Origin of the sequence: Limosilactobacillus oris DSM 4864 (assembly GCF_001434465.1) — a bacterium.
Taxonomy (GTDB): domain Bacteria; phylum Bacillota; class Bacilli; order Lactobacillales; family Lactobacillaceae; genus Limosilactobacillus; species Limosilactobacillus oris.
The window spans coordinates 160,707-176,469 of sequence record NZ_AZGE01000002.1 but is presented as its reverse complement, the minus strand read 5'-3'; the positions used below and the strand labels follow the sequence as shown (position 1 = coordinate 176,469).

General features: G+C 50.8%; 13 protein-coding genes and 1 tRNA gene. 2 read left to right on the top strand and 12 right to left on the bottom strand.

Going from position 1 to position 15,763, the window contains the following annotated elements; translation table 11 throughout:
* Positions 1-2 precede the first annotated feature (2 nt).
* From rnr to gap, 10 genes are all read right to left on the bottom strand, one after another.
* Positions 3-2,363 (bottom strand): ribonuclease R, encoded by a 2,361-nt coding sequence (gene rnr / locus FC49_RS02310; protein ID WP_003714099.1) that lies wholly within the window; start codon positions 2,361-2,363, stop codon positions 3-5.
* On the bottom strand, positions 2,353-3,123 hold the full coding sequence (locus FC49_RS02305; protein WP_003714073.1) for an alpha/beta hydrolase: 771 nt from the start codon (positions 3,121-3,123) through the stop codon (positions 2,353-2,355). Before FC49_RS02305 ends, rnr begins: the two co-directional genes overlap by 11 nt.
* A 60-nt stretch (positions 3,124-3,183) precedes the next feature.
* Positions 3,184-3,423, bottom strand: coding sequence for a preprotein translocase subunit SecG (gene secG / locus FC49_RS02300; RefSeq protein ID WP_003714054.1), 240 nt, complete (start codon positions 3,421-3,423; stop codon positions 3,184-3,186).
* 65 nt (positions 3,424-3,488) lie between these two features.
* Positions 3,489-5,030: a ClC family H(+)/Cl(-) exchange transporter gene (locus FC49_RS02295; protein WP_056984002.1), complete on the bottom strand. Its 1,542-nt coding sequence runs from the start codon at positions 5,028-5,030 to the stop codon at positions 3,489-3,491.
* Positions 5,031-5,135: 105 nt separating this feature from the next.
* Positions 5,136-6,518: an amino acid permease gene (locus FC49_RS02290; RefSeq protein WP_056984026.1), complete on the bottom strand. Its 1,383-nt coding sequence runs from the start codon at positions 6,516-6,518 to the stop codon at positions 5,136-5,138.
* A gap of 195 nt (positions 6,519-6,713) precedes the next feature.
* Positions 6,714-8,438, bottom strand: a complete 1,725-nt coding sequence (gene ptsP, locus FC49_RS02285) for a phosphoenolpyruvate--protein phosphotransferase (RefSeq protein ID WP_056984000.1) — start codon at positions 8,436-8,438, stop codon at positions 6,714-6,716.
* 164 nt (positions 8,439-8,602) lie between these two features.
* Complete coding sequence (eno, locus tag FC49_RS02280) at positions 8,603-9,925, bottom strand: phosphopyruvate hydratase (protein ID WP_003714071.1); 1,323 nt, start codon at positions 9,923-9,925, stop codon at positions 8,603-8,605.
* Positions 9,926-10,015: 90 nt separating this feature from the next.
* Complete coding sequence (tpiA, locus tag FC49_RS02275; RefSeq protein WP_003714126.1) at positions 10,016-10,768, bottom strand: triose-phosphate isomerase; 753 nt, start codon at positions 10,766-10,768, stop codon at positions 10,016-10,018.
* Positions 10,769-10,835: 67 nt separating this feature from the next.
* Entirely contained in the window at positions 10,836-12,041 is a 1,206-nt protein-coding gene (locus FC49_RS02270) for a phosphoglycerate kinase (RefSeq protein WP_056983998.1), read from the bottom strand.
* Between the two features lie 84 nt (positions 12,042-12,125).
* Entirely contained in the window at positions 12,126-13,139 is a 1,014-nt protein-coding gene (gap, locus tag FC49_RS02265) for a type I glyceraldehyde-3-phosphate dehydrogenase (RefSeq protein ID WP_003714064.1), read from the bottom strand.
* Between the two features lie 250 nt (positions 13,140-13,389).
* Here gap and FC49_RS02260 point away from each other — a divergent pair.
* Positions 13,390-13,461 (top strand) — tRNA-Arg (locus FC49_RS02260).
* Between the two features lie 229 nt (positions 13,462-13,690).
* Here the strand turns inward: FC49_RS02260 and FC49_RS02255 are convergent.
* Positions 13,691-14,242, bottom strand: a complete 552-nt coding sequence (locus tag FC49_RS02255) for a glycosyl-4,4'-diaponeurosporenoate acyltransferase CrtO family protein (RefSeq protein ID WP_003714104.1) — start codon at positions 14,240-14,242, stop codon at positions 13,691-13,693.
* 89 nt (positions 14,243-14,331) lie between these two features.
* Positions 14,332-14,463, bottom strand: a complete 132-nt coding sequence (locus FC49_RS10300; RefSeq protein WP_003714049.1) for a hypothetical protein — start codon at positions 14,461-14,463, stop codon at positions 14,332-14,334.
* A 689-nt stretch (positions 14,464-15,152) separates the two neighbouring features.
* Between FC49_RS10300 and clpP the strand changes: the two genes are divergently transcribed.
* The gene (gene clpP, locus FC49_RS02250; protein ID WP_003714133.1) at positions 15,153-15,746 is read left to right on the top strand and encodes an ATP-dependent Clp endopeptidase proteolytic subunit ClpP; all 594 of its coding nucleotides are present in this window, start codon (positions 15,153-15,155) and stop codon (positions 15,744-15,746) included.
* Positions 15,747-15,763: the final 17 nt, after the last annotated feature.

The window sequence follows — 15,763 nt, the reverse complement described above, 5'->3', positions numbered from 1 at the left end:
TATTAGTGGCGCCGTCCCTGTGAATGGTGGTCACGGGAATTGTTGTGGTGGCGCGTCTGTCCACGGTTGATCTGACGGTTATTAACGTTGCCGTTATGCTGCCGACGATCGTGGCGCTTAACGTGACCGTGGTTCCCACGCCGGCCGCCGCCACGACGACGGTTGTCATGTTCATGCGGTACCCGAATCTTGGTCGTCGGCGCGTCCTGCGGATTGACGAGTTCAAAATCAACTTCCCGCAGGTCTTTATCAACCCGCTTCAAGCGTACCTTCACCGGCTGACCAATTTGGAAAATCCGGTGCGTCTTCCGCCCAATCAGGGCCAGGTGCTTTTCAGAATATTCGTAGTAATCATCGTTCATCACGCTGATGTGGATTAACCCTTCAACGGTGTTCTCCAATTCCACGAAGAGACCGAACTTCATGACCGAGCTGACCACCGCGTCGAAGGTTTCGCCAACATGGTCCTCCATGTATTCGGCCTTCTTCATACTATCAACATCCCGCTCGGTATCAATACCGCGCCGCTCAGTCACTGAGGTGTGTTCGGCAATTTCTGGCAGCTGGTCTCGCCAGGCTGCCTTAGCACGTTCACCCTTGCCATGCTGGTCGTACCACTTAATCAGGCGGTGCACCGTGTCGTCAGGGTACCGCCGAATCGGTGAAGTAAAGTGGGTGTAGTACTTTGCCCCCAGTCCAAAGTGCCCTAACTCCTCGTCAGAATACTTAGCCTGCTGCATACTCCGCAGCATCATCACCTGCACCATCTGTTCCTCAGGCTTCCCAGCGACGTCCTTGAGAACCTTTTGCAGCATCTTCGGCTTGACGTTGTTGATGTCGCCGTGGACATCAATGCCAAAGACGTTCAGGAAGTCAACAAAGGCCTTCACCCGGTCCTTATCCGGCGTTTCGTGGATCCGGTAGAGGAACGGCACGTGCTCGTTGAAGTAGTGTTCCGCCACCGTTTCGTTGGCCGCCAGCATGAAGGATTCAATCATCCGTTCCGCCAGTCCCCGGTCACGGAGCTGGATGTCAATCGGGTGCCCCTTGTCATCAACGATGATCTTCGCTTCAGGAGCTTCAAAGTCAATTGCTCCCCGCCGCTTCCGGCTCTTGAGCAAGATCTTGTGAAGTTCGCCCATCGTCTCAAACATCGGCACGAGGTCCTTATACTGGTCGATCGTCTTTTGGTCATGGGCTTCCAGGATCCGGTTGACCGCCTTGTAGGTCATCCGGGCGTGGGACTTCATCACACTTGGGAAAATCCGGTGCTTAACGACCCGGCCCTGCTCATCGATTTCCATCTCACAGCTCATCGCCAGCCGCTCTTCACCCGGGTTCAGAGAACAAATCCCGTTAGACAGCCGTTTCGGCAGCATTGGAACCACCCGGTCGGTCAGGTAAACGGAAGTCCCCCGCTTGAAGGCTTCCTTGTCCAGCGGCGTCCCCGGTTGGACGTAGTGGCTGACGTCGGCAATGTGGACCCCTAAGTGGTAATGACCATTGTCCATCTTCCAGGCCACCACGGCGTCATCAAGGTCCTTTGACTCGATGGCGTCAATCGTCACCAGCGGCTGATTGGTAATATCCTTGCGGCCCTTCTTTTCCTCTGGCAGAACGTGCAGGGGAATCTTGTTGGCTTGGTCCATTACTTCCTTGGGGAACTCATGCGGAACGTCATGGGCGTAAATCACCGACAGGATATCAATCCCCGGTTCGTCCTTGTTTCCGATGACCTCGGTCACCGCACCAGTCATTGCCTGCGGTGATTCGTCACTCGGGTAGGTCGTAACGGTCGCGGTCACGACCTCGCCGTCCATGGGCTTTAACCCCTTATCAGTAACGAAGAAACGGTACTGGGATAACTTTTTGTCCTTGAGCAGGATTTCGCCGATGTAGTTGCCGACCGTTTCCTGCTTAAATTCCCCCACGACCCGTTCATAATTGTGGTCAATAATCTTAGTAACCTGAGCTTCTGGCCCCTGCCCCGCGGCTGGATCTCCCGGCCGCAGAACCTTGACCGCCACCGTGTCGCCATTGAGGGCGTGCAGGGTATGGTCAGGGTTAACATACATATCCGGCAAGTCCGGATCGTATTCTACGAAGCCAAAACCCTTATCGTTGCCATGAAAAGTCCCAGTAATCGGTTCCTGCTTAATGACCGCTTCGAACTCGCCCTTGTCGGTCACCCGAACCTTCTTTTCCCGTTCGAGCTGCGCCAGGGTCTGGATGATCGGGGTAAATTGGTCGGCGTTGTCCATGTTCAGTGCATGGGCAATCCGTTCCGCCGAATAGCTAATCCCGGCATTCTTCGTTAAGAAGGCGCTAATTTCATCTTTTAAGTTTAAACTATTACTTGTCATTTTGTACCTCAAATAAGTTATTTAAAAAGTGTTCCACGTCGTTAAACAGTTGACGGTGGGCAGAATTGACCGTCAACAGGTGGGTTGCCGTTGGGTAATAGTGGTAATCAACCGGGGTTCCCTGAGCTTGCAGCTTATCCCGCAGGGTAGCTCCCGAACGCGGATCAATCATCTCATCGGCCCCGCCCTGGGCGATGAAAAACGGCCGCTTGATCTGGCCGAGCCGCTGATCCAGCTCCTTGGTCAACTGCTGAATTGCCCCTAGCTGCTGGGGAAGCCGCGCGTCTAACCAGTTTAGGCGTTCCTGGATCAAATCTGGCGCCAGGCCATGCTGCCGGTAATACTTGGCAGCCAGACGGGGGAAATATTCCGGAACGTTAGTCGCGCCCCAACTGGTAATCGGTGACGCAAAGACGCCGCCACCGGCTAAACTAGGATCCTCTTCCAGGGCCTTGGTTGCGAAAAGTCCGCCGAGTGATAGGCCAAAAATGGCAATCTGGGTCAGGCCGTAATCTTTAAGCCGAAAAATTGCCATCCGGGTATCATCCCACCACTCATCGGGGTTGCCGGTTTGCAAAATTTTCCGGGGATCGCCGCCATGGCCCGTAAAGAGGGGCGCACAAACGGTGTACCCCGCCCAATTCAGGTGGCGGGCCAGCATCCGAACATCATTGCTGTTCCCAGTATAGGCGTGCAGGAGGATCACTCCCCGCTTGCCGCTATGGGGGAAAAAGCAGGTTTCGCCAGTATAGGTCTTCATCTTTACCCCACTCCCAACAAAAAGCCCCCTGAAGCATAGCTAGCAGGGGGCATAATCAAGTTAATGTGATGACACGTAAACCAGCGCCAATGCCAGAATGAAGAATAACGCCCCACAGATAGTCGTTACAATCTGCATGACCGCCTCAAATCCCCGGGCCTTCCGCCGGGAAAAGAGGTCGCCCGCGCCACCGGTCAAGGCTGACATCGCATCGTTATCGTTTTTGGCTGGTTGCATCATTACACACGCAATCAGAATCACACATACGATTAGAAAAATTGTCATTAAAGTATTATACAAGGAAATTTCCTCCTAATTTATACCCACTATATCTTGAATATCATATCATACTAAAGCAGTAATTTCTATACATCCGCATAATGCGCCGCCCGGGAAATCTGGCCGAGAACCTTGCCAGTCCTGCTCTGACAGACTTGAATAATCAGAGTGTCCCCAGCCGCCAGTTTGGTCTGCCCGTTTGGAATAATCCGTTGCTCACCCCGGTAAACACTCGTGACAATACTATTAGCGGGCCAGTCATAGTCCATGATCCGCTTGCCGTCCAGACGTGCCCCAGCGTAAATCGTCACCGACATTTCGACTTCCTGGGGGTGGTTATCCTGGTGTTTACCAATAAAGTTGTTGAACATCGCGGTATAGACTGGTTCCCCATGGAGACTATCCACTACCAAGTAAGCCACCATCGCGACAATTGCCAGGGGCATTAAATGGGCAAGCGACCCGACCATTTCGGTAATCAAAAGGATGGCGGTAAAGGGGGCCTTGCTGATGCAGGCAAAATAGCCGGCCATGGCGTAGATAATAAAGTTTGGCAGGTACTGGGCGGGCAAGAGACCGCAACGCACCATCAACGCGCAGTATACCGCCCCCAGAACAGCTCCGAGGGTCAGAATCGGCAGGAAAATCCCCCCGGGCAGCTGTGAACTATAACTAACCATTGAAAAGACAAAGCGGAGGAGGAAGAGGCCCGCAAAGAGGCTGAGCGAGAAGGGCAAACTGGTCAGCTCACCAATGAGCCGGTTCCCGCCACCTAACGTGACCGGCAGGTACCAGGCAATCGGGATTACCAGCAGGAAGGGAACAACGGGATAGGCAAACGGGGGCAGCCAAGTGAGCTTCGCCGTCCACGAATCAAGCCGGAGGATCACCAGCTGGTAGAGGCGGCCCAGTAAGCCCAGGACCAGCCCCAGCACCACTAAGTGCCAGTAGTAGCGGGTCGGCAGCATATACCGGTAGGGCACGTCCAGAACCGGGTGGAGACCGAAAATCGTGAGGGAAACCATGTTGGAACACAGGGCACTGACGAAAGTCGCCAGCCAGATGACCGGCGAAAAGTTATGGTAGACCTCCTCTAGGATAAAAATCGTGGCTGCAATCGGTGCGTTAAAGGCGGCGGAGAGCCCGGCAGCCGCTCCGCTGGCAATGCCCACCTGGCGGTTCAGTTTGCCCGCGTGCAGGCTTTCCTCAACCCCTTGACCGATCGTGGCCCCGAGTTGAATCGACGGTCCTTCCCGTCCAAGGTAGAGCCCCGAACCAATCGCCAGAATTCCACCAAAGAATTTCCGCCAAAGAACCGCCCACCATTCTTCCTCAAACTGGCTGGTGAGCTGCCCCTCAACCTGGGGAATCCCTGACCCCTTAATGTTAGGGTGCCGCTGGGTCAACCAGCCCAACAGCAGGGCAAGGATAATTGAACCAAGCGCCCAGAAAATCAAGCCGGCCGGATGCTGGTGAAAGTACTGAAAACAGGTTGTTACAAGGTTTAATAGTTTCTGAATCGCCAGGCGGAACAAACTGACGACCAGGCCGGTCAACAGGCCGATCAAAATTGCCCGCCCGACCTGGACTAGCTGGTTATGTTGACGGATAAACTCACCCTTCTGCATGTAGATAATTCCTTTCAACTAAACTTAAACTACCCCATTGTACTACGAAACCGGCTAAGGAACACTAGAACTTCCTTAGCCGGTTAGGCATTATTCAGTTATCGCTTAGCCCCGTTGCCGGTCAAAGCCGTGCCGAAGCAGGTAAACGACCACCGCGAAAATCAGAACCAGCGCACCGACAATCACGGAAACCCGGGTATCAGGGTTGATGAACATAAAGATTACAATCACGATTAACATTACAAACGCGAAGTAGTTGGAGAACGGGTACAGGGGCAGCTTGAACGGGTGCTGTGCCATCAAGTCCGGGTTGTTGTGCCGGAAACGCAATTCGGCCAGTAGAATGACGAACCACGGAATCATCCCCGGCAAGACGGACGAGCTAAAGACGACCACGAACATGTTCGCCGTGGACTTGCTGTAAATCGAGGCAATGATATCGATGATGAAACCAATCAAAATCCCGCCGGAAATCCCCAGGATTGCCGCATGGGGGACCACCCGCTTGGAAAGGCGTCCAAAGATACTTGGCGCGTCCCCCTCATGGGCCAGCTTAAAGAGCATCCGGCTGGAACTGTAAATTCCCGAGTTAGCACCGGACAGGGCAGCCGTCAGGACCACGAAGTTAATAATGGACGCTGCGGCAGTGATCCCAACCTTGGCAAAGGTAGAAACGAATGGTGAGCCGACGCTGCTCAGCTGGTTCCAAGGGTAAATCGTGACAATCACGAAGATCGCGCCAATGTAGAAGATCAAAATCCGGAAAAGTACTGACTTAACCGACTTGACAATGGCCTTTTGCGGGTCGGCAACCTCCCCGGCAGAAATTCCCAGGAGTTCGATTCCCTCATAGGAACCGACAATGATCGACATGGAGAAGAAGAAGCCGGACACCCCACCGGTGAAGAAACCACCGTGGGACCACAGGTTGCTAAAACCAGTCGGGTGACCACCGTTGCCAAAGCCAAAGAAGATTACCATAAAGCCCAGTAAAATCATAAAGATAATCGTGATGACCTTGATCATCGCGAACCAGAATTCAAGCGACCCGTAGGCCTTTGCACTGGCGAGGTTGGCAAGAACCAAGAAGATAATGATAATAATTCCGGCTAGCCAGGTATGCATATGCGGCCACCAGTACTTGAGATACTCGGTTGCCGCCACCACTTCAGACATCCCGACAACAATGTACTCAAACACGTTAGCCCACTTGGCAAGGTAACCAGCCAGCGGGTGGACATACTCGGTCGCGTAATCCGCAAAGGAGCCAGTCCCCGGGTTGACGTAAATCATTTCTCCCAGAGCCCGCATGACAATATACAGGATTAAGCCCACAAAGGCATAGGAAAGTAAAACTGACGGCCCCGTCCACTTAATCGTCGAGGTAGCCCCCATGAAAAGGCCGACCCCGATGGCGCCACCAAGTGAAATCATTTCCATTTGGCCCGCAGTCATTGACCGCCGTAATTCTGGTGCAGATTTCTTCATATCCAATCAGATTCCCTTCTCTTTTCATTTATCAGTTTCAAAGTATATTATAAATTTTCTTTGATTTCCACGGATTTCTAATCTTTTTTTAATTCTTTCGCCGAATTACCGGGATCAACTTAATAATTTAAAGTAAAACCGGTGGAGAACGATGTTTTCTTTCGTTCTCCACCGGTTAATAAGCACCAGTTGCTGCTAGTTGATTTCGCCCAGGCGTTCCTTAACCAGGGCCCGGACTTCCCCGGCGGTCACACACTGGTTGATGGCCTCATCTGCTAGCCGGGCGCACTCGTTCGTATCAAGTTTGCTCATTAAGGTCCGGGTCCGCAGGATCGATGATGAAGACATTGAATACTCGTCGAGCCCCATCCCCATCAGCAGCGGCAAGGCGATACTATCTCCCGCCATCTCGCCACACATGGCAACCTTGGTATCATGACGGTGTCCGGCGTCGATGACGTGTTTGAGCAAGCCAAGGAAGGCCGGGTTTAGCGGCTGGTAGAGGTACGCCACCTCATCATTGCCCCGGTCGGCCGCGAAGTTGTACTGGATCAGGTCGTTGGTCCCGATGCTAAAGAAGTCGACTTCCTTCGCAAACTGCTCGGCATTAATCGCCGCCAGCGGGACTTCAATCATCATCCCGAGCTTGATACTGTTTCCCAGGCCGGGCTGGTCCTTTTGTAACTCACGCTTGCACTCGTTAAAAATTTTCTTCGCCGCCCGCAGCTCAGCGATGGTTCCAATCATCGGAAACATAATTGACAACGGACCATGGGCGGACGCCCGAATCAGCGCCCGCAGTTGGGCCTTAAAGATGGCCGGATGCTTGAGACTGATTCGAATTGCCCGGTAGCCCAGGAAAGGGTTCATTTCACGGGGAAGCGGCAGGTAAGGCAAGGGCTTGTCCCCGCCGATGTCCAGCGTCCGGACGACCACCGGCTTCCCCTGCATCCCAATTAGGGCCTGACGGTAAGACTGATACTGCTCATCCTCCGTCGGCATATGGTCACTGCCCATGTAGAGAAATTCGGACCGAAAGAGTCCCACGCCATCAGCCCCCTGTTGAACTGCCGCGGCGACGTCATTCGGGTTGCCAATATTGGCGGAAATTTCAAACCGTTGCCCGTCCTTAGAAATTGACGGCGCGTTGACCCGCTGGCGCCATTCTTTTTGTTCCCGCGCCAGTTGCTGCGCCTTGGCGGTAAAGTGGTCGACCTGGTCCGCGGCTGGCCCTACCACCACCGTTCCCTGCAGGCCATCGACAACGAGCTGCTGCCCATCCTTCGTAGCCCGCGTAATGTGGTCAGTTCCGACCACCGTTGGAATTCCCAGTGTCCGGGCCATAATTGCGGCATGGCTAGTCCGGCCTCCCAGGTCGGTCACGATGCCCTTTATAAACCGGGTATCCATCTGTGAGGTATCAGAGGGGGTAACTTCGTGCGCCACAATAATAACTGGCTGGTTAATGGCCCCGATATCCGGCAGGTGCTTTCCCAAGAGGTGGCTGAGCAGGCGTTTGGCAACGTCCCGAACATCCCCCGCCCGTTCCTGAATGTAGGGGTCGGACAGTTGGGCTAGGGTGCGGGCAAAGCGGGTCGTTACGGTATCGACTGCCTCCTCAGCACAGATTTGCTGGTCGATCTGCTGCTTAACCTGCTTTAACAGCTCCGGATCAGAAAGGATGGCAATGTGGGCGTCAAAAATCGCTAAGTCGTCCGGCGTCAACCGACCGGCTGCCCGGTCTTTTAACAGCTGCAAGTCAGCGCTTGACGCGTCGACGGCCTGCATGAAACGTTTGTACTCGACCATCGGGTTTGCAATCCGCCGCTTCTCGTAATGCAGGTCTGGCTCCACCAGTCGGTAAGCCGGGGCAATGCCAATCCCCTCACTTGCGGCGATCCCTCTAATCTCTTTTGCCATCACTCTTCCTCCTCGTTCCGTCCTGCTTAATGGCGGTTTCGCTAATATTATATAGCTCCTCTTGCCAGAAAACAAAGCGTTTTCAACCCTTGATAGCAAAAAGGCGCTAGGTCCGAGTAATGGTCGGTTGCCTAGCGCCCTTGCTCATTAATTCTGGCTGAGAATTAACGGTTTTCGATATCTTGACGAGCTTGCTCACTCAGGTTGTAGAATGAGTGAATACCCTTGTATTGGGCAACGTCGCCAAGGTTGTCTTCGATCCGCATCAGTTGGTTGTACTTAGCAAGACGGTCAGTCCGGCTCATGGAACCAGTCTTGATCTGTCCGGCATTCGTAGCAACAACCAGGTCAGCGATGGTCGTGTCTTCAGTTTCACCAGAACGGTGGGAAACGATGGCAGTGTAACCCGCTTCCTTAGCCATTTCGATGGCTTCAACAGTTTCAGTCAAAGTACCGATTTGGTTAAGCTTGATCAGGATGGAGTTAGCAGCCCCCATCTTGATCCCCTTCTTCAGGTAGTCAGTGTTAGTAACGAAGAAGTCGTCACCAACCAGTTGAACCTTCTTGCCAAGTTCGTTGGTCAGGGTTACCCAGTCATCCCAGTTATTTTCGTCAATTGGGTCTTCGACAGAAACGATTGGGTACTTTTCAATGATGTCAGAAAGGTACTTAATCCATTCTTCAGTGGTGTATTCTTCACCAGTGGACCAACGGAGCTTGTACTTCTTAGCGTCGTCGTCCCACAGTTCGGAAGCAGCTACGTCAAAGGCAATGGCAATGTCCTTGCCTGGCTTGTAACCAGCATCCTTGATGGCCTTGATCAGGTATTCGAATGGTTCTGCGTTGTTTGCAAAGTCAGGAGCAAATCCACCTTCGTCACCAACAGAGGTTACCTTGCCGGCAGCTTCCAATTCCTTCTTCAAGGCGTGGAAAGTTTCTGAACCCCAACGAATAGCTTCACGAACAGTTGGCGCACCAACTGGCATAATCATGAATTCTTGGAAGTCAACCTTGTTATCAGAGTGGGCACCACCGTTGATAACGTTCATCATTGGCGTTGGCAATACGTGAGCATTGAAACCGCCAAGGTAGTTGTAAAGAGGTACTTGTAATTCATCAGCAGCAGCCCGGGCAGCAGCCAGTGAAACAGCTAAGATAGCGTTGGCACCAAGCTTACCCTTGTTAGGAGTACCGTCTAACTTGATCATTGCCTTGTCGATGGCGATTTGGTCAGTAACTTCCATCCCCACGATTTCCTTGGCAATCACGTTGTTAACGTTGGCAACGGCCTTTAAAACACCCTTGCCGCCAAAACGGTCCTTGTCGCCGTCACGCAATTCAACGGCTTCGTGTTCACCAGTTGAAGCACCTGATGGAACGATTCCACGGCCAACACCGCCAGCTTCAGTGTAAACTTCTGCTTCAACAGTTGGGTTACCACGTGAATCAAGAACTTCACGTGCATAAATATCTGTAATAAGTGACATTTTGATGAATCTCTCCTCTGTCTTAAATTCGATAGCAATCGCGCTACTACAAGTAATATTGTATTATTTTGCACAACTAAAAACAAGCATTTAATGGTTAACTATTTCTAAAAAAGTCCGGGGATCGAGGCTGTCAGTGCCTACCAGAACGCCATCAATATCGCTTTTTGCCATCATTGCCCTGGCGTTGGCCGGCGTCACACTGCCGCCATAGAGGATCCGAACATTATTAGCAACGTCCTCCCCGTACATATCATTGATAGTCTGACGAATTAGGTAGCAACCCTCCTCGGCTTGATCGGAATCCGCGCTTTGACCACTGCCAATCGCCCAAGAAGGCTCGTAAGCTACGGTGACATTACAGATATCCGCCTCGCTCAGCCCCTTCAGGTCAGCTAAAATCCGGTTGACTGCCCAGTGGATTTTATCATCAGCCGCAATTCGCCGAGCCATCGTATCATCACAGCAGACGATTGGACACAGGCCGTTGCGGAGGGCCGCCTTTACCTTTTTATTAATTAATTCGTCGTCTTCGTGGAAGTAGTTCCGCCGCTCCGAGTGGCCTAAGATCACGTGGTGAATTCCCGCCTGGTAGAGAGCGTAGGGACTCGTCTCGCCAGTATAGGCCCCCTCGTCTTGGTAATAGCAGTTTTCCGCCATTACTTTCAGCGGGGACCCGGCAGCTGCTTGAACCATCGGAACCAGGGAAAGGGTGGGCGCCGCCAGTGCCGTTTGCAGCTGGTCAGCTGGTGGTAGCTGATCCTTAACCTGGTTAACAAAAGCCACCGCTTCCGCTACCGTCTTGTGCATCTTCCAGTTGCCGGCAATAATCGGAATACGCATCTTAATTCCTCCTAAAAAGGGCGGAAACCGTATCTACGGTTACCGTCCTCTTCGTAACTAATTATTATTACTTTTCAGAAATTGCAGCAATTCCTGGCAGAGTCTTCCCTTCAAGGTAAGTCAGTGAAGCACCACCACCAGTGGAAATGTGGGTCAGCTTGTCAGCGACGCCCAATTCCTTAACGGCAGCAGTAGAGTCCCCACCACCGACAATGGTCGTAGCGTCAGTCAAAGTCCCAAGGAACTTACCGATTTCCAGCGTTCCCTTGGCGAAGTTTGGCATTTCAAAGACACCCATTGGGCCGTTCCAAACAACGGTCTTAGCATCCTTCAGAACGTTTTCGAATTCTTCCACGGACTTTGGACCAATGTCGAGGGCCATCCAGCCGTCATCAATGTCGCCTTCAACGACCTTAGTGTCAGCATCGTTATTGAACTTGTCAGCGACAACGTTGTCAATTGGCAGAACCAGCTTGTCACCGGCCTTGTCCAGGATTTGCTTAGCAACGTCGATCTTGTCCTTTTCAACTAGGGAGTTACCAACCTTGATCCCCTTGGCAGCGTAGAAGGTGTAAGCCATCCCACCACCGATGATGATCTTGTCGGCCTTGTCGAGCAGGTTGTCGATCACGCCGATCTTGTCGGAAACCTTGGCACCACCTAAGATGGCAACAAATGGCCGTTCTGGGTTGTCCACGGCGTCACCCAAGAACTTGATTTCCTTTTCCATCAGGTAACCGGCAGCAGCCTTGCCCGGCTTGTTAGTAGCAATCCCAACGTTGGAAGCGTGCTTCCGGTGGGCAGTACCGAAAGCGTCGTTAACGAAGACGTCACCCAGTGAAGCCCAGTACTTGCCCAATTCAGGATCGTTGCCGGATTCGCGCTTGACGTATTCGCCGTCCTTAACATCTTCGTAACGGGTGTTTTGAACGAGCAAAACATCACCGTTCTTCATGTTGTCGATGGCGTCTTCCAATTGCTTGCCTTCAGTTACGGGAACAAAGGTAACCGGCTTGTTCAGCAAGTTCGAAAGCCGTTCAGCGACTGGACGCATGGACAGGCCCGGCTTGTCTTCTTCCTTCTTTACCCGACCCAGGTGGGAGAACAGGATTGCCCGGCCACCATGGTCAATCACATACCTAATCGTTGTCAGTGCTGCCACGATCCGGTTGTCGTCGCCAACAACGCCGTCCTTAATTGGAACGTTGAAGTCAACCCGCATCAATACCTTTTGGCCTTCTAAAGGAAGGTCTTCAACAGTTAATTTAGCCATGTGAGTATTTACCTCCTTCTTGTTAAAAAAGCGGGCGGAGTTTCCTCCTCCCGCCATTAATTCATTTCCTTGGTCAGGGATGAATTACAGAGTTGCAAAGTGAAGCAGAGTCCGGATCATGTTGCTGGTGAAACCATATTCGTTGTCGTACCAAGCAACAGTCTTAACTAATTGTGAACCGTCATCGGCTTCCATGATTTCAGTTTGTGAAGGGTCGAATACGGAACCGTAAGTAGAGCCAATGATATCAGTTGATACGATTGGGTCTTCAGTGTAACCGTATGCTTCGTTACCTTCAGTAGCCTTCTTCATAACGTCGTTGATTTCGTCAACAGTGGTCTTCTTGTCCATGATGGAAACAAGTTCAGTCAGGGAACCGTCAACAACACCAACACGTTGAGCGTGACCAGAAAGCTTACCGTTCAGTTCTGGGATAACCAGGCCGATAGCCTTGGCAGCACCAGATGAGTGAGGAATAGTGTTAACACTTGCAGAACGGTTGTTACGCATCTTCTTACCACGAGGGCCATCAAGGATAGCTTGGGTAGAAGTGAAGGCGTGCACAGTGGTCATAGTACCAGCCTTGATACCAAAGCTCTTGTTCAGGAAGTAAGCCATTGGTGCAAGACAGTTAGTGGTACATGAACCGGCAGAAACGATCTTGTCGTCAGCCTTCAAAGTGTCAAGGTTAACACCAGGAACAACAGTAGGAATGTTGCCAGCAGGTGCAGAAATCAGAACACGCTTTGCACCAGCGTCCAAGTGAGCTTGGGACTTTTCTGCTGAAGTGTAGAAACCAGTACATTCAAGAACGAAGTCAACACCGTCGTTCTTTACCCAAGGAATGTTCCGTGCATCGCGTTCTGCGTATACAGGGTATTCCTTGCCATCAACAACGATGGCGTTGTCAGTTGATGAAACTTCACCAGGGAACTTGCCGTGAGTAGAGTCGTACTTCAGCAAGTAAGCCAGCATTGAAGGAGTAGTCAAGTCGTTGATGGCTACAACTTCGATTTCGTCAGTGTTCAATTCGTGAATCCGACGGAAAGCCAAGCGACCAATCCGACCGAAACCGTTAATACCAATCTTTACAGTCATACTGCAATTTCCTCCTTTAGGAAAAACAAAATTGAGTAAATACCTCATTCAATAAGTCAGCCAAGCTAGCTTGTTAAACAGGGTACAAAACCTTACGACATTTATAATACTCATCTTCTGGGGAATTGTCTATTCAATCAACTCATAAATTTCGAATTTTATGGTGTAAGCGCTATTTCGATTAAAAATTTCAAATAATGCTTGCAATCCATTTAGGGATAAGATACTATATTACTTGTCGATTGATGACGCGCCCTTAGTGTAATGGATCGCACGTGAGATTCCGGTTCTCGAGATCCGAGTTCGACTCTCGGGGGGCGCATAATTTAAGGCTTGGAAGTTCCGACTTCCAAGCCTTTTTTGTTTATTTGATAATCAAAAAGCAGGCGAAATATGTAGTGACCACTCTCGCCCGCTCCCTCGCTCTTCAATTCTTACCCTTGGCTGATTTGAAGCTCAACTAGCCCAAATCAGGAGGTCATTGTTAGCAGATATAGTACCTTAATCTGGGGAAAATTTGCCATCCTTATTTACTTTGACTGCCATATTAACTACATTTTATTTTGCGGACGACGCTTTGCTTGCCGGCGAAGGACGTTAACTAACCGGGCCCGGTTATAGCGTTGGAGGACAATAAATGGCACTTCGACCAGGCTGGCAGCGACCGAGCTGATGATGAAGACCACCGGATCGCCAAAGGGAATGACTAGCAAGACGGGAAGATAGCTGAGGAGCAGCATTAACTCATGGTCCACCTCCGCATAGGTCATCGTTTTAATGATGTCTGCGAGGGAATGCTGGCGAACGTCATACTTTGCCGGTGAATACGTTGGCAGCCACTTCTTCCACCTTTTCACCCTGAGTAATCGGTAAAGGCGTCGTTCACCGGCCCCGACCTTAAACCAAGCCGCAGATGGTCTGAGCTGCAGGCGCGGTTCGAGCCAGTTGCCAACTATCAGGCGCATTCCAAGCTGGTAAAAGAGAACCAATAATGTAATCACGATTGTTAGGAGAAAACGCTGGGGGTAAAGTCCGTAGCAGGCCCCCGTCACGAGGAAGCCCAGCCCGGACCACAAAGTCAGCCGCCTCATTAATTTTTCCATAATTTCCACCTCCACTTACTATCCCCGTTCCCCACTACGGCAAAAAAATAAGGAGACCGAGTCACTCCCGGTCTCCTTTATTTTATGAATTACTTTTCGTCAGCTGGCTTTTCCTTAGCCCACTTGCGAATAGCTTCAATCTTCTTTTCTTTTAATGCTCGCTTGTACTTAGGAGCAATTGGGCGACGGCCCTGAACGCCGTATGGGTGTGCTTTACGCATAGCTAATATGCCTCCTTATTGTGTACGTAAATTAATTAACGTTCCAATTATACCGGGCCAGCTAATAAAAAGCAAGTCCTGGTCAAAAAGCATTTACAAGCGGGCTCATTTCAACTTCTTCTGCCAAAAAATTTACTAAATTCTTCCTTTTACTATGACATTTTACTAGCAAGTGGAAGCCTACTCCGCCACTGCATCCGCAAAGATGACTAGACCAATTCGATATTATCAGCTTTTAAATACTGATATATTAGGTCTTGCATTATAGACCAATCGAGTGTAGTATACAAGATATGATTAAGAGCTACGAAATAAAAAAGCAATTAGCTCCAGGAGGGCATTATTATGACTAACACGAAATCATTGAACGTTTTTATTACGACCGCTGACTGGCGTGCCTTAGACCGGCAGAGTGCTGCAACTGAATTAGCCCTGCTCTGCACGGACATCAACCACTAAAATCAATAATATTGAAGAGAGGTTGGGAATAAACTCAGCCTCTTTACTATTTTAAAACCCAAAATACAGCAACGCAGTAGGCGGCTGGCAGGTCAAATAGGCTGTCATCCCCTCTTTCTTTTTTAGCCAATAGGAGATAAAATATTTGACCTTTTTTGACCAACCGAGTATAGTATTAATATCAGTTAGCAATGATTGCTAACGAGTGCTAATTACAAGGAGGCCACATAATGAACTTAGTTCCTACTGTCATTGAGCAGTCATCACGCGGTGAACGTGCTTATGATATTTACTCACGGCTTCTGAAGGACCGGATTATCATGTTATCTGGTCCAATCGAAGACGAAATGGCAAACTCAATCGTTGCGCAGCTCCTCTTCTTGGACGCGCAGGATTCAACTAAAGATATCTACCTTTACATCAATTCTCCTGGTGGTGTTGTTACCTCTGGGATGGCAATCTACGACACGATGAACTTCATCAAGTCCGACGTGCAGACGATTGTTATCGGGATGGCCGCTTCCATGGCGAGTGTCTTAGTTTCATCCGGGACCAAGGGTAAGCGGTTTGGCTTACCACACTCCCAAGTGCTGATTCACCAACCATCTGGCGGTGCGCAAGGTCAACAAACTGAAATCGAAATTGCTGCTACTGAAATTCTGAAGACCCGGAAGATGATTAACGAAATTCTGGCTAAGAATTCCGGTCAGCCAATTGAAAAGATTAACCGTGATACCGAACGGGACCACTACTTAACTGCTCAAGAAGCGGTTGACTATGGTCTGCTGGATGGCATCATGGAAAACAATTCGAGCTTAAAGTAAGCGCGGGTACTAAAAAG